This window comes from Noviherbaspirillum sp., from assembly GCF_035627455.1.
In the GTDB taxonomy this organism is placed as follows: Bacteria; Pseudomonadota; Gammaproteobacteria; order Burkholderiales; family Burkholderiaceae_D; genus Noviherbaspirillum.
In genome coordinates, this window is record NZ_DASPLS010000066.1 from 1 (window position 1) to 20,468 (window position 20,468).

Here is a 20,468-nt window from a genome sequence, read left to right on the forward strand (position 1 = left end):
TGGCGGTTGGCGCCGGCGGCGCGCTTCACTTCGGCCATGTAGGTTTCCACCGATCCCGGTTCACGCTGCATCGCGCGCAGCATGTCCAGGCACTGCACGTTGCCGCTGCCTTCCCAGATCGAATTCACCGGCGATTCCCGGAACAGCCGCGGCATGATGCTGTCTTCCATCACCCCGCTGCCGCCGATGCATTCCATCGCCTCGTACGCATGGCCCGGGGTGCGCTTGCAGATCCAGTACTTGCCGACCGCGGTGCCGATGCGCACCAGCAGCTTTTCCGACTCGTCCTGCTCGCTGCGGTCGAGCGCGCCGGCAATACGCATGGTCATCGCCAGCGCCGCTTCGCTTTCCAGCACCAGGTCCGCCAGCACGTTCTGCATCAGCGGCTGCTGAGCCAGCAGCTTGCCGAACGCGGCGCGCTGCGCGCAGTGGTGCAGCGCCTGGACCGCTGCCTGGCGCATGCCGGCGGCGGAGCCGATCATGCAGTCGAAACGGGTCATCGACACCATCTTCAGGATGGTCGCCACGCCGCGTCCTTCGGCGCCGACCATCCAGGCGAACGCGCCGCGCAGCTCGGTCTCGGACGAGGCGTTGGCCACGTTGCCCATCTTGTTCTTCAGGCGCTGGATCTGCAGCGGGTTCTTGCTGCCGTCCGGCCGCCAGCGCGGCAGCAGGAAGCAGGACAGGCCGCCCGGCGCCTGCGCCAGCACCAGGAAGGCATCGCACATCGGCGCCGACACGAAGTACTTGTGGCCGACCAGTTCATACGGCTGGCCCGGCCCGCCGCTGCCCAGCGGAATCGCGCGCGTGCTGTTGGCGCGCACGTCGGAGCCGCCCTGCTTTTCCGTCATCGCCATGCCGATCGTGACGCCCTCCTTCTGGCTGTCCGGCACGTTGCGTCCGTCGTAGTGGCGGGCGAGGATCTTCGGCTCCCAGAGGGCGGCCAGGTCCGGCTGCATGCGCAGTGCGGGAATCGCAGCGGAGGTCATCGTGATCGGGCAGCAGTGCGCCGCCTCGACCTGGCTTTGCATGTAGAACTTGGCCGCGCGCGCCACATGCGCCCCCTCGCGCGGGTCGGTCCAGTGCGACGCGTGCAATCCATGCTCGATCGAGATCTGCATCAGCCGGTGGTAGGCCGGATGGAAGCGCACCTCGTCCACCCGCCGGCCGTAGCGGTCGTGCGTATGGAGCACGGGCTTGTTCTCGTTCGCCTGGAAACCGAGATCGATCACTTCCTGCGACCCGGTCAGCGCGCCGAATGCCTGCAGGCTGTCCTCCGCCCAGCCGGCGCCTTCGCGCGCGGCTGCTTCCCGCAACGCGCGGTCTTCCAGGTACAGGTTGTAGTCCTGCAGCGGCTGCGGCTGGTTTTCCACCGTGTGGGTGTCGGCGAAATAGCGGTTTTCGGAACGGGTCTCGAGCATGATGTCTCCTCGTGCGGTACGGCGTGGGCCGCCAACTGTGTAGAATGAACAATACTTTGAATTGCGATTCATTTCATTAAGGTGCAGTTCAACATGCCAGCGAACCCCTGTCAAGCCGTTGCTTGCCAGCACTCCTTGCGCGCCGTTACACTGCGCCGCGACATTCCGAAAAAGGCTGAACCATGGCTTACCGCCCGACCGAGAAGACCGAAGCGCGCAAGGCAGCAATCCGCCAGCGGATCATCGACGCCGCGCTGCAGCTGGTATCCGACGGCGGTTTCGGCGCGCTGACGATCGGGGCGGTCGCCCAGCAGGCCGGGATTGCCACCGGCGCGGTCTACAAGCATTTCGACTCCAAGGCGCAGTTGTGCGCCGTCGTCTTCCGCATGGCCACGGAAAAGGAAGTGGAGGTGGTCAGGCAGACTGCGCTGGCCGACGGCGAACCCGATGCCCGCCTGCTGGACTCGATTGCAGAGTTTGCCGCGCGCGCGATCCGCGGCCGCCGCCTGGCGTATGCGCTGATCGCCGAACCAGTCGACGCGCTGGTCGACGCCGAGCGCCTGCGCTATCGCCAGGCCTATGCCGAAATCTTCCGGCAGCTGGTGGCGGACGGCGTCGCCACCGGCGCCTTTCCGCCGCAGTCCGCATCGGTGTCCGCCGCATCCCTGGTCGGCGTCATTGCCGAAGCACTGGTCGGGCCGCTCACCTGGCAGGACGGGCGCGAATCCGACATCGACGAAGCGGATTTGATCCGTGCGATACAGGGTTTCTGCCTGCGCGCCGTCGCATCGAAGAACATTTCCTGATTGCGCACCCAACTGGCCTCTAGAGCATTTCCTCTAAACTTTTGTTTCCGCAAGGCAATTTTGCCTTTAAGATAGATTCCTGATCTTTCTTTTAATTGCCCGGTCCCCGGTTACCCACGCCGGAACCGACCCGACCGCCGACGGCACAAGAGTTGGCGTATTCACGCGGTATTGCTGCCACCCGGGCAATACGAACACTTACGAGGATGGAGATGAGAATCCACAATCTGAAAATCGGTACACGGCTGGGCCTTGGGTTCAGCCTGGTTCTTGCCTTGATGCTGGCGCTGATCGGCGCGGCGTCGGTTCATTTTTCCGAGATCGAGGATGCAACGGCGCACATGATCGACAAGGAATGGGTCAAGTCGGAGGCGGCCAACAAGATCAACGCCACCGTTGCCGGGAATGCCAAGCTGACCCTGGAGCTGTTCGTAGTGCCCGACCAGGCCGGCCGCGACCGGATTCGCGCGCATATCGACGCCAACAAGCATGCCATCACCGGCGCGCTCGCAACGCTGGAAAGCCTGGTCGATCTTCCGCAGGACAAGGCAATGCTGGAAACGATCAAGACCGAACGCGCCCGCTATGTTGCCTCCTTTACGAGAGTGAGCAACCTGATCGAGGCGACGGAGACGGAAGAGGCGCGCAAGGTGATCATGGAGCAGACGCTTCCCCAGCTCGACAAGTTGCAGGCAGCGGTGGTGGCATTGGCGGAGCTGCAGAAGCAGCTTGCGCAAACCAGCGCGCACGATATCCGCGAATCCAGCGCTTCCGGCCGCCACCAGATGCTTGCGCTCGGTGCGTTCGCCGTCGCCCTCGGCATCCTGCTCGCATGGCTGATCACGCGCTCGATCACCCGGCCGATCGCGCAAGCAGTCGACGTCGCGCACACGGTCGCGGCGGGCGACCTCACCAGCGTGATCGAGGTGAACGCGACCGATGAGACCGGGCAACTGCTGGGCGCGCTGCGCGACATGAACGACCACCTCGCGGAACTGGTCAGCAAGGTGCGCGGCGGCACCGAAACGGTGTCGGCCGCTTCCGCGCAGATCGCCGCCGGCAACCTCGACCTCTCCAGCCGCACCGAGGAGCAGGCCAGTTCGCTCGAAGAGACGGCGGCGTCGATGGAAGAGCTGCTGTCGACGGTCAAGCAGAACGCGCAGAGCGCCGCGCAGGCGAACGCGCTGGCGTCGTCCGCGTCCGACGTCGCCCTCAAGGGCGGCACCATGGTGGCGGCGGTGGTCGACACCATGGATGCGATCAACCAATCCTCCAAGCGTATCGCCGACATCATCACGGTGATAGACAGCATCGCTTTCCAGACAAATATCCTGGCGCTGAATGCCGCGGTGGAAGCGGCCCGCGCCGGCGAACAGGGGCGCGGCTTTGCCGTGGTCGCGTCGGAAGTCCGGGTGCTGGCCCAGCGCTCGGCCACCGCGGCCAGGGAAATCAAGGAACTGATCGGGGACTCGGTCGACAAGGTCGATAACGGCTGCCGCCTGGTCGAGCAGGCGGGCAGCACGATGGATGAAATCGTGGTCAGCGTGCGCCGCGTGAGCGACATCATGGCCGAGATCGCCGCCGCGACCAACGAGCAGACCGCCGGTATCGACCAGATCAACCAGGCGATCTGCCAGATGGATGAAACCACGCAGCAGAACGCGTCGCTGGTGGAAGAATCGGCAGCGGCGGCGGCATCGCTGGAAGCACAGGCGCGCGGCCTGGCGCAGGCGGTGGCGCTGTTCAAGGTCAATGGCGAACTCATCGGCAAGGCCGCGGCGGCACGGCCCGCAGTGCCGGCCCTGCCCGACCGCGCCGACACGGCGGCAGCCTTGCCGGCGCCGCGTTACGCGCACGCCGCATAATGCGGGCGGCCCGGCCATTGTGCGGGCCAGAGCGACAACCTGCCTGCGGCGCCGGCAAGCGCCGCCAGGCCGCACTACCGTCAAGGGGGGACACGTGGCTTATTTTGAATGGGGTGACGACCTGAGCGTCGGCAATTCCCTGATCGACCATGACCACCAGCGCCTGATCGCGCTGGTCAACGACCTGCACACCGCAACCACGCAGGGCGAAGGGCGTGAAGTGGTGGGCGGCATCCTGACGGAACTGATCACCTATACGCGCGCACACTTCCAGCGCGAGGAACACCACATGCAGGCGGTCCGATATCCGAAGCTGGCCGAACACCGGCGCCTGCACCAGGAGCTTCTGGAAAAAGTGCTGGAACTGGAAACGCGCCACAAAGCCGGACATGTCACCGTCGCGGCGCAGGTATCGACGCTGCTGCGCGATTGGCTATCGATTCACATCCGACGCGCCGACAAGGAATTTGCTGCATCCAGTGCGGCGCGCGGCCTTGGCTCCACTTATCCGGGTGAGCGCGCGCTTGTCCAGCCGCCCGGCGCCAAGACCCGGATGCCGTAACAGAAGGCGCACCGGCACGAGCACGGCGCGCGAGCACCAAGGCCGGCACAGCCCGTCCGGCCGCAGCGGCGCTGCAATAAAGTCCACGCCTGTTCCAACTCCCGGGAAAAATCCTTTTCCATTTCGGAGAAAGCTGCGCGCCTGCCCTTGTCGCCGCGCCAAGGACTCGCCTGCGTCTCCACTGCGGCCGCGGTGCACACAAGCGCGTGAGCGCAAGGCCTGCGCGGGCTGCAGACATCCCTGGCCATTCATTCAGTTCCTGTCCCTGGCAGACCCCTTGCCGTGGCACCACTCTTGCTCCCAATCAAAAGCAGATACGCAGCGCGAATCACCGCTGCCTGCGGATCGAGCCCATCAGTGAAGGAAATGAAAATGAATACGTGGATGATCAATGGCGCCCTCGCCCTGACAGCCGCACTCATCGCGACTGCCCTCTTCTTCTTTGTCTTTACCCGCGGCGCGCTGGTCGTGCGCGGTTTGTCCCGCACCAGCAACGCCAAGTCGCATGTCTACCCGGTCTACTCCAACAAGTGGCTGATCAAGGCGGTCGATTTCCAGCCCATCATCTCGGCGATCCTGTTGTTCCAGTATCACCGCCTGGTATCGAAGATCGTCGCCGAGATCCGCCAGATGGATTTGCGGGGCAAGAAAGTCCTGATCACATCCTGCGCTTTCGGCAATGTGATGCCGCGCGTGGCGAAGGCGGCGTTCCAGAGCGGCGCGGCGGGCCTGATCGTGGCCGACATCATCCCGAACGAACTGGCGCACGCGAAGGCCAAGCTCGCCGAGTACGGCAGCAAGGTCGAGTATGTGGAAGACAACGCCACCTGCATGCAGCAGGCCGACGCCAGCGTTGCGGCGAACGTGATCTTCTTCCTGCTGCATGAACTGCCGCACCACCTGAAGGAAAAGGCGCTGGACGAAGCCGGCCGCACCCTCGCGCCCGGCGGCAAGATCTTCCTCGGCGAATTCCACCGCCCGAGCGCGCGCGTGCTGCGCGCGCTGAGCTGGGCCTACTTCAAGGTGTTCGAGCCGCTCGGCTTGGCCCTGTGGGACACGCACGACCCGATCAGCCACCTGGAAAACACCGGCCGCTGGGACTGCCAGCGCAGCACCTACTTCTTCGGCAATTTCCAGATCATTACCGCGACGAAGCAGTAACGCCGCGTCGACGGGAGATCATCATGGACATCCTGCTGCAGGTCGCGATCATCCTCGCCTGCCTGTTCTACGGCGCCCGCAAGGGCGGTGTCGCCCTCGGCCTGCTCGGGGGCATCGGCATCGTCATCATGACCTTCGGCTTCCAGCTTGCGCCGGGCAAGCCGCCGGTCGACGTCATGCTGACCATCATCGCGGTGGTGGCGGCTTCCGCCACGCTGCAGGCCTCCGGCGGCCTCGACGTGCTGCTGCAGCTGGCGGAAAAGGTCCTGCGCCGCAACCCGAAGTACATCTCCGTCCTGGCACCCTTCGTCACCTGCCTGCTGACGGTCCTGTGCGGCACCGGGCATGTGGTGTACACCATGCTGCCGATCATTTACGACGTCGCGATCAAGAATGACATCCGGCCGGAACGGCCGATGGCGGCGTCGTCGGTCGCCAGCCAGATGGGCATCATGGCCAGCCCGGTGTCGGTTGCGGTGGTATCGCTGGTGGCCTTCCTGGCCAAGGCGCCCGCCGGCGGCCCCGCGATCGATTTCGTCACGCTGCTGTCGATCTCGATTCCGGCCACGCTGGCCGGCGTGCTCGCGATCGGCATGTTCAGCTGGTTCCGCGGCAAGGACCTCGACCGGGACCAGGACTTCCAGCAACGCATCGCCGACCCCGACACCCGCAATTTCGTCTACGGCGACAGCGCCACCCTGCTCGGCAAGGCGCTGTCGGCGAGCCAGTGGACCGCGATGTGGATCTTCATCGGCGCCATCGCGGTGGTCGCCCTGCTCGGCGCCTTCCCTTCGCTGCGTCCGCTGGTGGCCGGCAAGCCGCTGTCGATGGTGCTGACCATCCAGATGTTCATGCTGCTGGCCGGCGCGGCGATCATCGTCTTCACGAAGACAGACCCGATGGCGATCGGCAAGAACGAAGTGTTCCGGGCCGGCATGATCGCCGTCGTCGCGGTCTTCGGCATCGCCTGGATGGCGGACACGGTATTCGAGGCGCACCTGCCCGCGCTGAAGACCGCGCTGACCGACCTGGTCAAGGCGCATCCGTGGACATATGCGATCGCGCTGCTGCTCGTGTCCAAGCTGGTGAACTCGCAGGCCGCCGCGATCAGCGCGATGGTGCCGGTGGGCCTGGCGATCGGCGTGCCGCCCGGTTATATCGTCGCCTTCGGCGCCGCCGCCTACGGCTACTACATCCTGCCGACCTATCCGAGCGACCTGGCGGCGATCCAGTTCGACCGCTCCGGCACCACCCATATCGGCAAGTATGTGGTCAACCACAGCTTCATCCTGCCGGGCCTGATCGGCGTGGCGACCTCCTGCGTCACCGGCTACCTGCTGAGCTCGGCGCGCGGATTGCTGTAGGCGTGCACATGGATGGCCGCGCCGCTCATTCCCCCTGCGCGCCCGCGGACGCGCAGGCCGGGTTACGCACGTATCGCCGTCACCTTCAGGTATTCGGAGTCCACCGCTGTCGTGTCATCGCGCGCGCTGTTATTCCGCGTCCATAACTGCACCAGCTCTTCCCGCAGCGCCGCCTGGCCGGCTGCATCCAGCGCCGCCAGCGCGCGGTTGGTCGGCCCGTAATAGGTAAAGAAGAACTCGGCCACCTGCTCCGGCGGAAACGGGTAACGCATCGGATACAAGCGCCTCTCGACGTTTACCGAAGCGGTGCCGACCCCGAGGCGGTCGCGCACCGTCGCCTCCTCTCCCCACTTCAGCGGCGACGGCATGAGCGGCGGCGGCGGCACGTGGCGGCCGATGATCTTGAACATCTGCCCCACATGTCCCTCCGGCGTCCAGTTGGCCATGACGATCCTGCCGCCGGGCCGGCAGACCCGGACCAGCTCGGCCGCGACCCGGTCCGGTCGCGGCGCGAACATCGCACCGATGAGGCTGACAACCACATCGAACGAGGCATCGTCATAGGGAAGCGCTTCCGCGTCGCCTTCGTCGAAGCGGACCTCGAGCGATTCGTCCGCCGCGCGCGTCCTCGCCTGTTCGATCAGGTTGGAGGCGATGTCGATGCCCGTCACGCTGACGCCGGCGCGTGCTGCCGGAATCGCGATCTGGCCAGCGCCGCAGGCGACGTCCAGCATCCGCGTTCCCTTCCCGAGCTCAAGCTCCTTCAGGAAATCCAATGCACCGGGCTCGAGATACCTGGCGAAGTGACCGTAGTCACCCGCCATCCAGGTGGCTTTTAGGCGCGCTTTGAGGTTCTGCATTTCCGGGGTCAGGCCGTTCGCGGCGGCAGGTGCGTGTGCATTCATGCTGTTTTCTCCTTGGGCAAATCATGGAAACAGGACGGGCGGCAGCAGGCGGATTGCTCCAGGATCAAAGGCGGACAGCTGCCCTTGCCTCCAGGGAGCAAACGGAGCGTGCCGGCATCCCTCGGAAGGCAAAGCCTGCGCTTGACGCATGCGGGCGTCCAGTCCAGAATCTGAAGCATTCGGGTGGCCGGGCGCTGGCCTGGCGCTGGGGGTTTCCATGGATGACAGCTATGGACAATTCTGCACGGTGGCGCGCGGCGCGGAAGCCTTGTGCGAGCGCTGGACACCCCTGGTACTGCGCGAACTGCTGTGCGGCAGCAAGCGTTTCAACGACATTCACCGTGGCGTTCCCCGCATGTCCACCAGCCTGCTTGCCCAGCGGCTGCGCCATCTCGAGGAAATCGGCGTGGTGCGCCGTCATGCCGCCGGAAAAGTCTGGGAATACAGCCTGACCGAATCCGGCCAGGAACTGGGCCCGATCATCATGGCCCTCGGCAACTGGGGGGCGCGCTGGATGAACAGCAGGTTTCGCGACGACGAACTCGATCCCGCGCTGCTGATGTGGGACATCCGGCGCTCGGTCCGCCTCGCCATGTTTCCCTCGGATCCGGTAGTCATTCAATTCGACCTGCACGATGCGCGGGTTGCGGAAAAATCCTGGTGGCTCGTCGTCGAGCAGGGCACGGTGGATTTGTGCCGCACCGATCCCGGCCGCCAGCCCGCCGTCATCGTGACCTCCACGGTGCGCGCGCTCACGGAAATCTGGACCGGAGACTGCACGCCCGGGGAAGCGATGAACACCGGTCAGCTACGAGTGCAAGGTCCGGGCCGCGTGGCGGACAGGCTGTGGGAATGGATCGGCACGGGCACGTTTGCAGCGGCCAGGAGCGAAGCCCTGCGCATGCGTTCCGCTCGGGGCGCAGGTGCATGAGTCCTGTCGCGCGACGGCGCGGAGAAAAGGGGCCCGCGCGCGCCAGCTAGGCCGGCGTGTCGCGGACCGATGCCTTGCCTTTCCGGGACCTTGCCTGCTTCATTGTGCCCTGGCGCTTACTGCTGCACTTCCTCGCGCAGCGAACGGCGCAGGATCTTGCCGACATTGGTCTTCGGCAGTTCGTTGCGGAACTCGATGTGCTTCGGCTTTTTGTAGCCGGTGAACTGCTCCTTGCAGTAGTTCATCAGCTGCTCCACGGTCAGCGACGGATCCTTGCGCACCACGAACAGCTTGACCGCCTCGCCCGAGTTAGCATCCGGCACGCCGATGCAGGCGCACTCCAGCACCCCGGGATGGGCCGCGACCACACCCTCGATCTCGTTCGGATAGACGTTGAAGCCGGACACCAGGATCATGTCCTTCTTGCGGTCGACGATACGCACGAAGCCGCGCTCGTCCATGATGCCGACGTCGCCCGACTTGAAGAAGCCGTCGGGCGTCATGACCTTGGCGGTTTCGTCCGGACGGTTCCAGTAACCGGCCATCACCTGCGGGCCTCGGATGGCAATTTCGCCCGGCTGGCCGACCGGCACCGGCTTGCCGTCGTCGTCCAGGATCGTCACCTCGGTCGATGGCAGGGGCACGCCGATGGTGCCGGAAAATGCGTTGATCTCGACCGGATTCGCGGTCGCGCCGGGCGAGGTCTCCGAGAGGCCGTAAGCTTCGAGGATCGGACAACCGGTGACCTTCAGCCAGCGTTCGGCCACCGCCTGCTGAACCGCCATGCCGCCGCCCAGCGAGATGCGGAGCGAGGAAAAATCCAGCCTGGCGAAATCGGGGTGGTTCAGCAATCCGTTGAACAGCGTGTTCACCGCCGGCAGCACCGAGAAGCGGTGCTTGGCCAGCACCTTGATAAAGCCGGGAATGTCGCGCGGGTTCGGAATCAGGATGTTCATCGAACCCAGCCGCATCCCCATGATCATGCACGCGGTCAGCGCAAAGATGTGATAGAGCGGCAGCGCGCAGACGATGCTGTGCTGCCCGGTATCCTTCTCCTTTTCCAGCGCCGGCTTGATCCACGCATCGTTCTGCAGCACGTTGGCGATCAGGTTGCGGTGGGTCAGCGTCGCGCCCTTCGACACCCCGGTCGTGCCGCCGGTGTACTGCAGGAAGGCGACGTCGTCGTGTTTCAGCGAAACCGGCTTCAGCGACAGGCGCTCGCCCTCGGCCAGCACCTGCTTGAAGCGGGTCGCGCGCGGCAGGGAGTACGGCGGCACCATCTTCTTCACATGGCGCACCACCAGGTTGACCAGCACACCCTTGGCGCCGCCCAGCATTTCACCCATGTCGGCAACGACCACGTGCTTGACGCGGGTATTGGCGATCACCTGTTCCAGCGTGGTCGCGAAATTCTCCAGGATGATGATGGCTTCCGAGCCGGAGTCGTTGAGCTGGTGCTCCAGTTCCCGCGGCGTGTACAGCGGGTTCACGTTGACCGCCGTGTAGCCGGCGCGCAGCACGCCGGCGACGGCGATCGGGTACTGCAGCACGTTGGGCATCATGATCGCCACGCGCGCCCCCTTCTTCAGGCCGCGTCCCTGCAGCCAGGCGCCGACGCGCCGGGAATAGTCATCCACTTCGGCGTAGGTGATGAACTTGTCCATGCAGACGAACGCATTGCGCGACGCGTACTTGCGGAAGGACTCTTCCAGCAGATGCACCAGGGAGCGGTACTGCGCGGGATCGATTTCCGGGGGAACGCCTTGCGGGTACGACTTCAGCCAGATTTTTTCCATTGTCTGCCTCCAACGTTGTGTGTTTTTTGACGACCTGACGTGCCGTGCGGGTTCTGCGACTCGCTACAACAGGCGTAGTCTCGGCGAAGGCAAGACGGTAAACGTTGACGTGGCGTAAAGTTAAAGCATTTCGGAAGGGGTAGGCGCGGAAGCAAAAGCAGGCCTCGCGGGAGGATTTCGCATTGCACGAAGCCGCTACCGTCTGGTGAAATGCGCTGTCTTCATTTCACCCTGATGCCGCGCCTACCGGCCGCCCGGCGGCGCGGACGTCAGCACATCGAGCAGCGCCGCCGTTTCCGCATCCGGCTCGCCGTCATGACGCGCCGGCCGGTACTTCATCTGGAACGCGGCAAGCACGCGGCGCGTCGCCGCGTCGAGTTCGCCGCTGGATGACAGCACGTAGCCGTGCCGCGCCAGCCTCGCCTGGAACCATCCGATATCCGGCAGTTGCGCTTCGAACGCCGGCTGCCGGCGCAGGACTTCCGCCATGTCCGGCCAGCGGATCAGCCCGGCGGCGGCCAGGCGCCGCCACGGGAACAATGGCCCCGGGTCGACCTTGCGCTGCGGCGCGATATCGCTGTGGCCCAGAATGCGCGCGGGATCGATCCGGTGGCGCGCGACGATCTGCCGCAGCAAGTCGATCAGCAGCGTGATCTGCTGCTGCGGATAGTCGAAGTACACCCTGCCCTGCGGCGTGTCGCGATAGCCGGGATTGACCAGTTCGATGCCGATCGAGCTGGCGTTGAGCTGCGCATCCTTCTGCCATGCGCTCTCGCCGGCATGATAGGCGCGCCGGTTTTCATCGACCAGCTGGTAGATCGCGGCGGGACGGTCAGAGATCAGGTAATGGCTGCTGACCGGGCCGTTCGTCAGCACGTCGAACGCGCGCGCCAGGTCGCCCTCCGTGTAATGCACGATCACATACCGCACGCGGCTTTCCTGCGAGACCGAGGTGTAGCTGCGGTCGATCGGCGGCCCGCCGGCGCAGCCGGCCAGCAGGGCGAGGCCCAGGATGGGGAGAAAGAATCGCATCGGCTTGCGTCAGGCGTTTCGGGCAGGTGTCTTGAGGCGGGGAATCGAGGCGGAAATTGTACCTTCCCTGGGCGATGAAGCGGCAACTGCGAAATTTCCGCCGCATCCGCGCGGCCTGCCCGCGAAAACAGTGCTGCTTGCAGTGAAGCAACGCGACGCCCGGCTGAAGCGCCGCACAGAACTGTTCCGCCTTCCGCTTGCCAAAGAAAGTGCGTTGCCAACAGAAACCGGAGAGAGATGCATGGCCGATGGCGCCCGCCTCAGCAATGACCCGCTCATGCCCGGCGCCATCGCGGTGCTCGCGGAGGATGTTGGCGTCAAGAAAGCCAATCAGGACATGGTCACCCTGTTCGGCCTGGCTGTACTCGGCGGAGCCTTCATCGCGCTGGGCGGGCTGTTTGCCACCGTCACCATTGCCGGCGCCGCCGACTTCCTGCCCTACGGGCTGACCCGCCTGCTGATGGGCGTCACCTTCTCGCTCGGGCTGATCCTGGTCGTGATCGCCGGCGCCCAATTATTTACCAGCGATACGCTGATGGTGATGGCCTGGGCCAGCGGACGGCTGACCACCCGTCGCATGCTGCGCGTCTGGATAACGGTCTGGACCGGCAATTTCGTCGGCGCGGTCGGCACCGCGCTCTTGGTCTTCCTCGCCGGGCACTACGCGTCCGGCCATGCGGAAGTCGGCAGCACCGCGCTCTACCTCGCGTCATCCAAGAGCAAGCTCGCGCCGCAGCATGCGTTCTTCCTCGGCATCCTGTGCAATGTGCTGGTCTGCCTCGCGGTCTGGGTATCGATGGCGGCGCAGACCACCAGCGGCAAGATCCTCGCGATCCAGTTCCCGATCACCGCCTTCGTCGCAGCCGGCTTCGAGCACTGCGTCGCCAACATGTTTTTCATTCCCTACGGCCTGCTGATCAAATGGGGCGCGCCGCAAAGCTTCTGGGCTGCCGCCGGCATCGATGCGGCGGCGGTCGATATCCCTCTCGGCCTGTTCGCGCTGAACCTGGGCGCCGTGACGCTGGGGAACTGGGTGGGAGGAACGCTGCTCGTCGGCAGCGTCTATTGGGTGCTGTTCCGGCGCAACCAGGCGTCCGGCGCACCGAAACAGATCGAGTAGCGCGCTACGCCACCACCATGATCGGCCGCCGCTCAAACTGGCGCTCGAACTGCCGCTCGAACTGCCGCTTCACGCGCTCGATCAGCGCCGCATCCGGCGCCGGCGTATCGGCCAGCTGGTATTTCCTGCCCAGCTCGGCCCATTTCGATTCGCCCATCTTGTGGAAGGGCAGGATTTCCAGCCGCTCCACGTTGCCGAGCGTGGCGACGAAGCCGGCCAGCGCTTCCACATCCTCATGGTCGTCGGTATGGCCGGGCACGAGCACATAGCGTATCCATGCGCGCTTTCCGATGCGGTCCAGGCGGCGCGCGAGATCCAGCGTCGGCTGCAGCTCGAGGCCGGTCAGCGCACGGTGCCGCGCCGGGTTCATCTGCTTGATGTCCAGCAGCACCAGGTCGACCGGGTCGAACCATGCATCCGGAACCGACGCCGCAAGGCTGCCGTTGGTGTCGAGCGCGATATGCAGCCCATAGCGCGCCTTGACCTGTTGCAGCACCGCGCCGACGAAATCCGCCTGCACCAGCGGCTCGCCGCCGCTGACCGTCAATCCGCCCGTACGCCGGTAGAAAGCCGCGTAGCGTCCGATGTCGTCGACCACCTCTTCCACCGTGCGCCAGTCGCCGTCGCGCAGCGTCCAGCTGTCCGGGTTGTGGCAATACAGGCAGCGCATCTTGCAGCCGGCGGTAAACAGCACGTAGCGCAGGCCGGGCCCGTCCGCCGCGCCGAAGGTTTCGACCGCGTGGACGTAGCCGCCCGGCTGGCCGCCGTGTTCCGCGGCCGGCCGGTGCAACAGCTTGTGCAGGGTTCCGCCCATGCTTACGCGCGCTCGTGGAAGGTCCGGCTCAGCACGTCCTCCTGCTGCTGGCGCGTCAGGCGGTGGAACAGCACGCAATAACCAGACACGCGGACGCACAGGTTCGGATACTTCTCCGCGCCGTGCTCCATCGCGTCGAGCAGCGTTTCCTTCGTCATCACATTGATGTTCAGGTGATAGCCGCCCTGCTCCACGAAGCCGTCGATGAAGCCGCCGAGGTTGCCGATGCGGTCGTCCGCCGTCTTGCCGAGCGAGGAAGGCACCATCGAGAAGGTCCACGAGATGCCGTCGCCGCAGTCGTCGAACGGGATCTTCGCGACCGAGAAGCCGGCGGCGACGCAGCCGTTCCTGTCCTGCCCGTTGGACGGATTGGCGCCCGGCGCGAACGGCTGGCCGGCGCGGCGCCCGCCGGGGCCGGCGCAGTCGGGGCTGTTGCCGGTCGCGCTGCCGTACACCACGTTGGACGTGATCGTCAGCGCGCTTTGCGTGATCACCGCATCCTTGTACGCGCGATGCTCGCGCAGTTTTGCCATGAAGGTGCGCACCGCCCACACCGCGATCTCGTCGACGCGGTCGTCATTGTTGCCGTAGCACGGGAACTCCGCGCCTTCGTTGACGAAATCGACTGCCACGCCGGCCTCGTTGCGCAGCACGCGGATCTTGCCGTAACGGATAGCGGAGAGCGAATCGGCCACATGGCTCAGGCCGGCAATGCCGCAGGCCAGCGTCTTGTAGTGATCGGTATCGAGCAACGCGAACTGCAGCGCTTCGTACGCGTACTTGTCATGCATGTAATGGATCGCGTTCAGGGCCTTGATGTAGATCCTGGCGGTGTATTCCATCATCTTTTCGAAGCGCGCCTTGACGTCGTCGAAGTCGAGGTAATCGCCGGTCACCGGTTCCATGTCCTTCGCAACCAGCGCGCCGCTGACTTCGTCGCGGCCGCCGTTGATCGCGTACAGCAGGGTCTTGAGCAGGTTGCAACGGGCGCCGAAGAATTGCATCGCGCGGCCGTTGGCCATCGGCGACACGCAGCAGGAGATGGCCGCGTCGTCGCCATGCCCCGGCCGGATAGCGTCGTCGGATTCCACCTGGATCGCGCTGGTGTCGATCGCGACGCGCGCGCTGAAATCCTTGAAACCCTGCGGCAGCCGCGTCGACCAGAGCACGGTCAGGTTCGGCTCGGGCGAATTGCCGAGGTTGTACAGCGTCTGCAGCACCCGGAAGCAGGTTTTCGACACCAGCGAGCGGCCGTCGTCGCTCATGCCGGCGATCGTCAGCGTGACCCAGGTCGGGTCGCCGGAAAACAGCGCATCGAAGCCCGGCGTGCGCAGGTAGCGGACCGCGCGGAACTTGATGACCAGGTGATCAATCAGTTCCTGCGCTTCTTCCTCGGTCAGCGTGCCCTCTTCCAGGTCGCGCTGGATGTAGACGTCGAGGAAGGTGCTGATGCGGCCGACCGAAGTGGCTGCGCCATTCGACTGCTTGGCCGCGCCGAGGTACGCGAAGTACAGCCATTGCACCGCTTCGCGCGCATTGGCTGCGGGCCGGGAAATGTCGAAGCCGTAAGCGGCGGCCATCTGCTTCAGGTCCTGCAGCGCGCGGATCTGTTCCGAGAGTTCTTCGCGCGTGCGGATCACCTCGTCGCTGAAAGCCACGTCGTCCAGCTTCGCCTTGTCGTTCTTCTTCAGCTCGACCAGGCGGTCCACGCCGTACAGCGCCACCCGCCGGAAGCAGCCGATCAGGCGGCCGCGGCCGTAGGCGTCGGGCAGGCCGGTCAGGAGACCGTAATGGCGCGCCGCGAGCACGTCGGCCGGATAGGCGTCGAATACGCCGTTGTTGTGGTCCTTGCGGTAGAGCGTGTAGATTTCTTCAATCTTCGGGTCGACCTTGCCGAAACCATATTCCTTGAGCGATTGCTCCACCATGTGCAGGCCGCCCTGCGGGAAGATCGCGCGCCGCAGCGGCTCGTCGGTTTGCAACCCGACCACGGCTTCGCTGGCCCGGTCGATGTAGCCGGGCCCGTGCGCGGTGATGGACGAACCGACATCGCCGGACACCGACAGCACGCCGCCGTTGCGCCGCTCCTGCGCGAGCAGGTCGTCGAACACGGACATCTGCTTGCGGGTGCGTCCGGTCGGGCCGGTCAGGAAGCGGTCATCGCCGCGGTACTCGGTGTAGTTCTGGTTGATGAAATCCCGCACCGCCACGTCGCCGCGCCAGTTCTCGCCGCGGAAACCGCGCCAGGGGTTCGTTGCTGCGGCTGCCGCCTTGTCAACTGCTGCCGCCTTTTCAATCACTGCTGCGTCAAATAGCATGTTCATGTGCATCTCCAAAAGCGCAGGTTCGACTCTCTGCCTTGGGGCAAGTTCCTATGGTTTTTTCGCGTTGAATGCCTGCCAAAAGGCTGGCGCCCGGAGAAGACGCGGGCCGTGCATGCGGCCCGTTTGCATGCGGCACAAGAAAGGGATCAGCGGCCTGGTAAAGCGTCCGAATGGTTTTGACAGGTGGAGGACCCGTTGGTGGGTGGGGCCGCCGAGGTGGGGCCGCCGAGGTAGAGCGCAGCGAAACCCACCGTGCGCCTCGGTGGGCGAAGCCAGAACGGCGGGTTTCGCCGGCGGCTCTACCTCGGCGGCCCCACCCACCCTACTATTCTCTGAATTTATCTGGATGCTCTGCTAGTAGATCATCCAGATGATTTTGATGACTGGAGGACCGTAGGGTGGGTTGAGCAACGCGAAACCCACCATGCGCCTCGATGGGCGTAGCCAAAACGGTGGGTTTCGCCTGCGGCTCTACCCACCCTACGATCCTGCCAGATTCATCTGGATGCTCTGCTAGCCGCCGATCTGGCGGAATGGATCGAGCGCCATGTCGATGATGCGCCGCTCCCGCACCACCACTTCCGCGGTCGCGGTCATCCCGTAGCGCAGCGGATAAGTCGTCTCGCCGACCTGGTAGTGATCCTTGTCGAGCGCGACCCTGCCCTCATACACCGGCTGCTTCTGCTGCGCGGACAGCTTGGTCGCCGGCGAGATGTGCTCGAGCCTGCCGGTCACCACGCCGTGACGCTGGTAGGGGAAGGCATTGAATTTCATCTTCACGCCCTGCCCCTCCTTCAGGAACGCGCGGTCACGCTCGGCGATCTCGATCTTCAGGATCGGCCGGGCATCGCGCGGCGCGATGCCGCCCAGCGGCGAGTTGGCCTGGATCTTCTCGCCCGGCTGGGTCGAGGTGACGTCGGTGACCACGCCGTCGACGGGCGCCAGGATGAGCAGGAAATTATCCTTGTCGATGTTCTCGAAGCGGATGCGCGCCGCCGCCTCGGCCACCAGGCGTGCGGTCTGCAGCTGCAGCCGCAGCTTTTCCTCGGTGCTCGCGATTTCCTTCGCCGCCGCCTCGTACTGCAGCTGCAGCTTGGTGAATTCCTGGCCGCTGGTTTCCAGCTGCGCCTTGGCCTGCGTGAATTCCTGGCTCTGGCGCGCGGCGAGCTCGGTCAGCCGCGCCTGCGCCTGGCGCATCGCGTTCTCGGCCGCCAGCAGCGCATTCTTCTTGCTTTCGACCTGCAGCTGCGACACGCCGCCGCCGCCCGTCATCGAGAACAGCCGCGCATACTTGTCGGCTTCGTCCCGCGCCGCGTCGCGCGCGCGGCGCGCATCCTCGACCGCGGTGCGCGCCTGCTGCAGTTGCGCGCGCTGGCTTTCCGCCAGCCTGTCGGTGCCTTCCGCCACGCGCTTGGCATGCTGGTGCTCTTCGAGCTCCATCGCCTGCTTCAGCGCGGCCACCTTGCGCTCCATCAGCGCCTTTTTTTCCGGGAACAGCTTCCATTCCCGTTCCGCGTCCTCCAGCTTCAGCTGCGCTTCCAGCGCGTTCTTGGCGGCCTCGATCGCGCCGCGCGCATTGAGGCGGGCAACCGTGTCTCCCTTGTTCACCGGCTGCCCTTCGGCCATGTAGATGTTGGCCAGCTCGCCGTCGATCGGCGTATAGAAGCGCCGCACTTCCGACTCCGGCTGCAGCGATCCCTGCGCCGTCACGATCACGTCGGCGCTGCCGATGAAGGACCAGCCGAGCGCCGCCACCACCAGCGCCAGCATCGCGATCACGGTCGCCTGCGTGAAGCGCCATGGCTCGGAGGTCAGTATCGCGATGCCCTCGGCGCTGTGGTCTTCCAGGGCTTCATTCAACGGCCGCAGGCGTGTATCAGAAACCATTGCCCCGCCCTCCTATCAATGCGAGTTTTTCCTTCAGCAGGTTGGGATCGAGCACGGTGCGCAGGTCCTGCAAGTCCTTGCGCTGCTGCGCGGCTTCGGCATCGATCTCGCTGCGCAGCGTGTTCCACTCCGCCGGCGTGTCGGCCTTCAGCTGGCGGGCGATCAGCATGCCCTGCTGCGCGCTTTGCTGCGCTTCGGTCAGCAGCCTCGCCTGGCTGCGGAACTGGCTCGACACCGCGCCCTCCAGGCGCTGCGCGCCTTCAATCGCGCCGTTGTCCCGGTACTGGCGCCAGCGTGCCAGCGCCCTTGCCATCAGGTCCTGCGCGCGGGCCATCGCCTTGTCCCGGTTGCGGCCGATGTCCGCTTCCGTCGCCCGGATGTAGTGGATGTCGTCGTCCGGGTCGAGCGAGCCGTAGAAAGCCAGCAGCCGCTCGTCGTAGTCCTTGCCGCCCTGCGCCTTCTGCAGTGCGGCGAACTGCTCGACGAGCGCGCGCCGGCGCTGCAGCTGCGCCGCCACCGACTTCTCCCACGGCCCGGTCTGGAGCTTTTCCAGCAGCGCGAACGACTGCGCGGCATCCCCTTCGCGCCAGGCCTTGTTCGCCGCCTGATATTGGCGGACGATGTCGGGCGGCGGAAACAGGCTGCCGGTGGACAGGGTGCGGAAGCGCTCCTGGAACGGCGGCGTCTGGAACTTCGCCTTCTCGAGCTTCGCCATCAGGCCGCCGAGGTTGCGCGCTCGCGCGTCATTGTCGATTTCCATGTACAGCCGCAGATCCTGCCGCAACGCGTCCAGCCCGCCGATGCGCGGATATTTTTCCGCGTATTCCTTGAACACCGGCTCCAGCGCCTCCGGCCGGTCGCGTTTCAGTTCGTCGTTCACCGTGATCTTCAGGCGCTCGATCGCCGCGAGGTAGACCGCTTCGTCGCTTTGCAGCCGGCGCACCTGGCTCAGCGCGTCCGCATACGCCGCCTCGAACGCCGGCACCGCCTGCGCGATCAGCGCGAACGCGCGCTGGTGGCGCTGGGTGCCGTCCTCCCAGTGTTTCAGCAGTGCCCTGATCCGCTCTTCGTCGCCGTAGATCCGGATCGGCGCTTCGGCGCCGCCGCGCGCGGCCATGAAGCGTGCCAGATTGCCCATCCACTCCAGTTCGGCCAGCAGCGGCTGCGCTTCGTCGTTGTGCCGCGCCGACTCCTTCATCCGGCCGAGGATGGCGCCGGCGCCGTCGAAGTCGCGCGCCTTCAGCCTGGCCATCCAGTCCGGCAGGTGCGCCTTGAGCAGCGCCTCGGTGCCCAGCGTCTTCAGTTCGGCATTGCTGGCGTCCTGCTCCAGCCGGCTGCTCGCGATCGACGCCGCCTTCGCATAATCGCCGCTGGCGAGCAGATCCCGCAGCTCCCGTTCCGGCGCCTGGTTCAGGTACAGCGCCAGCCCGGCGCCCCCGAGCACCACCGCCGCGGCCGCGCCCATCTTCAGCGGGCGCTTGCGGTCGCCGCGCGCGCCGCCGGAGAACGCGCCCGCCAGTTCGGACAGGAAAATCGCCGCCCGTCCGCGCGGCTTGCGCCGGCCCGCCTCCCGGCCCGCCTCGTGCGCCGGGCCGGCCGCGTCGTCATTGACCTCGTCGTCCGCGGCCGGGGCCGGATCGACGCAGAAGATGTCGAGAAAGGAGTCAGGCGCCGCCACGAAGGTGGTCTTGTCCGGATTGCCGGCCGCCCTGGCCACGCTTTGCGCCAGCGGGCTGAGCTTGGTGACGGTGGGGTCGACTTCCCGTTCTTCCTTGTGCAGGCTGACGCGGTAGACGAAATGATGGCCGCCGAACGCCAGCGAATCGCCGTCGCCGAGGGGCACCGCATGCTCGTCGAGGCGGCGGCCGGCGACGAAGGTGCCGTTGGTGCTGCCCAGGTCTTCGACGAAGGCCTGGCCGCCCTTGAGGAAAATATGCGCATGGCGGCGCGACAGATAGTTCACCTGGTGCGGAAAATCGTCGCGGTAGCGCGCAAAGGCGTCGTCGGCCTTGCTGATCAGGAAGGGAAAGCTGGTGATCACGATGGGCTGCAGGCCGAGGTCTTCCCGCTCGGGATTGAGCACCACGCCGACCAGTTTCGACGCGCGCACCGTGTTTTCCTTGCGCTTGCCGAGGCGCACCCGGTAGGTCAGCCGGCCGCCGAAGCAGATCTCGTCGCCGTCCTGCAGCCGCGTGATCTTCTGCTGCACGTCGATGCCGTTGACCGCGGTGCCGTTCTTGCTGTCGAGGTCGGCGATATAGACCGAGCCATGCTCCGAAAAGATGCGGGCATGGCGGCGCGACAGGTCGGCCACGATTTCCGGCGGATAGTCGGAAAACGGCGGCTCGGTGCGGCCGATCGCGAACAGGCTTTCGTCGATGCGGATGTCGCCGGTCTCCGGGTGCGACACGGGCTTGAGCACGATGTCGAATGCCAGGTCGGCCGTCTGCATGCCGACGGTGGCTTCCGGGTCGCGCATG

15 protein-coding genes are annotated in these 20,468 nt (G+C 65.6%); 7 read left to right on the forward strand and 8 right to left on the reverse strand.

Features of this window, described 5'->3' with window-relative positions; all coding sequences use genetic code 11:
- Positions 1-1,421 (reverse strand): acyl-CoA dehydrogenase family protein (locus tag VEC01_RS12475; RefSeq protein ID WP_324901200.1); only part of this gene is annotated, 1,421 nt, incomplete at its 3' end.
- Positions 1,422-1,603: 182 nt separating this feature from the next.
- Here VEC01_RS12475 and VEC01_RS12480 point away from each other — a divergent pair.
- The 5 genes from VEC01_RS12480 (at position 1,604) to VEC01_RS12500 (ending at position 7,179) form a co-directional block, all read left to right on the forward strand.
- A complete protein-coding gene (locus VEC01_RS12480) occupies positions 1,604-2,227 on the forward strand; it encodes a TetR/AcrR family transcriptional regulator (RefSeq protein WP_324901202.1) in 624 nt (207 codons plus the stop codon).
- 212 nt (positions 2,228-2,439) lie between these two features.
- On the forward strand, positions 2,440-4,092 hold the full coding sequence (locus VEC01_RS12485) for a methyl-accepting chemotaxis protein (protein WP_324901204.1): 1,653 nt from the start codon (positions 2,440-2,442) through the stop codon (positions 4,090-4,092).
- Between the two features lie 94 nt (positions 4,093-4,186).
- Positions 4,187-4,654, forward strand: a complete 468-nt coding sequence (locus VEC01_RS12490; RefSeq protein WP_324901205.1) for a bacteriohemerythrin — start codon at positions 4,187-4,189, stop codon at positions 4,652-4,654.
- A 372-nt stretch (positions 4,655-5,026) separates the two neighbouring features.
- On the forward strand, positions 5,027-5,815 hold the full coding sequence (locus tag VEC01_RS12495; protein ID WP_324901207.1) for a class I SAM-dependent methyltransferase: 789 nt from the start codon (positions 5,027-5,029) through the stop codon (positions 5,813-5,815).
- Between the two features lie 23 nt (positions 5,816-5,838).
- Positions 5,839-7,179, forward strand: coding sequence for an anaerobic C4-dicarboxylate transporter (locus VEC01_RS12500; protein ID WP_324901208.1), 1,341 nt, complete (start codon positions 5,839-5,841; stop codon positions 7,177-7,179).
- 62 nt (positions 7,180-7,241) lie between these two features.
- Here the strand turns inward: VEC01_RS12500 and VEC01_RS12505 are convergent, their stop codons facing one another.
- Positions 7,242-8,084: a class I SAM-dependent methyltransferase gene (locus tag VEC01_RS12505; RefSeq protein WP_324901210.1), complete on the reverse strand. Its 843-nt coding sequence runs from the start codon at positions 8,082-8,084 to the stop codon at positions 7,242-7,244.
- Positions 8,085-8,301: 217 nt separating this feature from the next.
- On the opposite strand from VEC01_RS12505, the gene VEC01_RS12510 reads away from it, so the two are divergent.
- Positions 8,302-9,015, forward strand: a complete 714-nt coding sequence (locus VEC01_RS12510) for a winged helix-turn-helix transcriptional regulator (protein WP_324901212.1) — start codon at positions 8,302-8,304, stop codon at positions 9,013-9,015.
- Positions 9,016-9,131: 116 nt separating this feature from the next.
- On the opposite strand, the gene VEC01_RS12515 is transcribed toward VEC01_RS12510, so the two are convergent.
- Entirely contained in the window at positions 9,132-10,811 is a 1,680-nt protein-coding gene (locus VEC01_RS12515) for a long-chain-fatty-acid--CoA ligase (RefSeq protein ID WP_324901214.1), read from the reverse strand.
- A 243-nt stretch (positions 10,812-11,054) separates the two neighbouring features.
- A complete protein-coding gene (locus VEC01_RS12520) occupies positions 11,055-11,843 on the reverse strand; it encodes an N-acetylmuramoyl-L-alanine amidase (RefSeq protein ID WP_324901216.1) in 789 nt (262 codons plus the stop codon).
- Between the two features lie 241 nt (positions 11,844-12,084).
- On the opposite strand from VEC01_RS12520, the gene VEC01_RS12525 reads away from it, so the two are divergent.
- Positions 12,085-12,963: a formate/nitrite transporter family protein gene (locus tag VEC01_RS12525; protein ID WP_324901217.1), complete on the forward strand. Its 879-nt coding sequence runs from the start codon at positions 12,085-12,087 to the stop codon at positions 12,961-12,963.
- Between the two features lie 4 nt (positions 12,964-12,967).
- Here the strand turns inward: VEC01_RS12525 and pflA are convergent, their stop codons facing one another.
- The 4 genes from pflA to VEC01_RS12545 form a co-directional block, all read right to left on the reverse strand.
- Positions 12,968-13,777, reverse strand: coding sequence for a pyruvate formate-lyase-activating protein (pflA, locus tag VEC01_RS12530; protein ID WP_324901218.1), 810 nt, complete (start codon positions 13,775-13,777; stop codon positions 12,968-12,970).
- Positions 13,778-13,779: 2 nt separating this feature from the next.
- Positions 13,780-16,101, reverse strand: coding sequence for a formate C-acetyltransferase (gene pflB, locus VEC01_RS12535; RefSeq protein WP_349256519.1), 2,322 nt, complete (start codon positions 16,099-16,101; stop codon positions 13,780-13,782).
- Positions 16,102-16,614: 513 nt separating this feature from the next.
- Entirely contained in the window at positions 16,615-17,988 is a 1,374-nt protein-coding gene (locus tag VEC01_RS12540) for an HlyD family efflux transporter periplasmic adaptor subunit (protein WP_324901221.1), read from the reverse strand.
- Entirely contained in the window at positions 17,978-20,467 is a 2,490-nt protein-coding gene (locus VEC01_RS12545; RefSeq protein ID WP_324901222.1) for an FHA domain-containing protein, read from the reverse strand. Before VEC01_RS12545 ends, VEC01_RS12540 begins: the two co-directional genes overlap by 11 nt.
- Position 20,468 lies beyond the last annotated feature (1 nt).

Coding starts and splice junctions, on each gene's coding strand:
- VEC01_RS12545 (WP_324901222.1), bottom strand. CDS start 20,467: ATGCGCGACCCGGAAGCCACCGTCGGCATGCAGACGGCCGACCTGGCA.
- VEC01_RS12540 (WP_324901221.1), bottom strand. CDS start 17,988: ATGGTTTCTGATACACGCCTGCGGCCGTTGAATGAAGCCCTGGAAGAC.
- VEC01_RS12500 (WP_324901208.1), top strand. CDS start 5,839: ATGGACATCCTGCTGCAGGTCGCGATCATCCTCGCCTGCCTGTTCTAC.
- VEC01_RS12495 (WP_324901207.1), top strand. CDS start 5,027: ATGAATACGTGGATGATCAATGGCGCCCTCGCCCTGACAGCCGCACTC.
- VEC01_RS12510 (WP_324901212.1), top strand. CDS start 8,302: ATGGATGACAGCTATGGACAATTCTGCACGGTGGCGCGCGGCGCGGAA.
- pflB (WP_349256519.1), bottom strand. CDS start 16,101: ATGAACATGCTATTTGACGCAGCAGTGATTGAAAAGGCGGCAGCAGTT.
- VEC01_RS12525 (WP_324901217.1), top strand. CDS start 12,085: ATGGCCGATGGCGCCCGCCTCAGCAATGACCCGCTCATGCCCGGCGCC.
- VEC01_RS12505 (WP_324901210.1), bottom strand. CDS start 8,084: ATGAATGCACACGCACCTGCCGCCGCGAACGGCCTGACCCCGGAAATG.
- VEC01_RS12515 (WP_324901214.1), bottom strand. CDS start 10,811: ATGGAAAAAATCTGGCTGAAGTCGTACCCGCAAGGCGTTCCCCCGGAA.
- VEC01_RS12480 (WP_324901202.1), top strand. CDS start 1,604: ATGGCTTACCGCCCGACCGAGAAGACCGAAGCGCGCAAGGCAGCAATC.
- pflA (WP_324901218.1), bottom strand. CDS start 13,777: ATGGGCGGAACCCTGCACAAGCTGTTGCACCGGCCGGCCGCGGAACAC.
- VEC01_RS12485 (WP_324901204.1), top strand. CDS start 2,440: ATGAGAATCCACAATCTGAAAATCGGTACACGGCTGGGCCTTGGGTTC.
- VEC01_RS12520 (WP_324901216.1), bottom strand. CDS start 11,843: ATGCGATTCTTTCTCCCCATCCTGGGCCTCGCCCTGCTGGCCGGCTGC.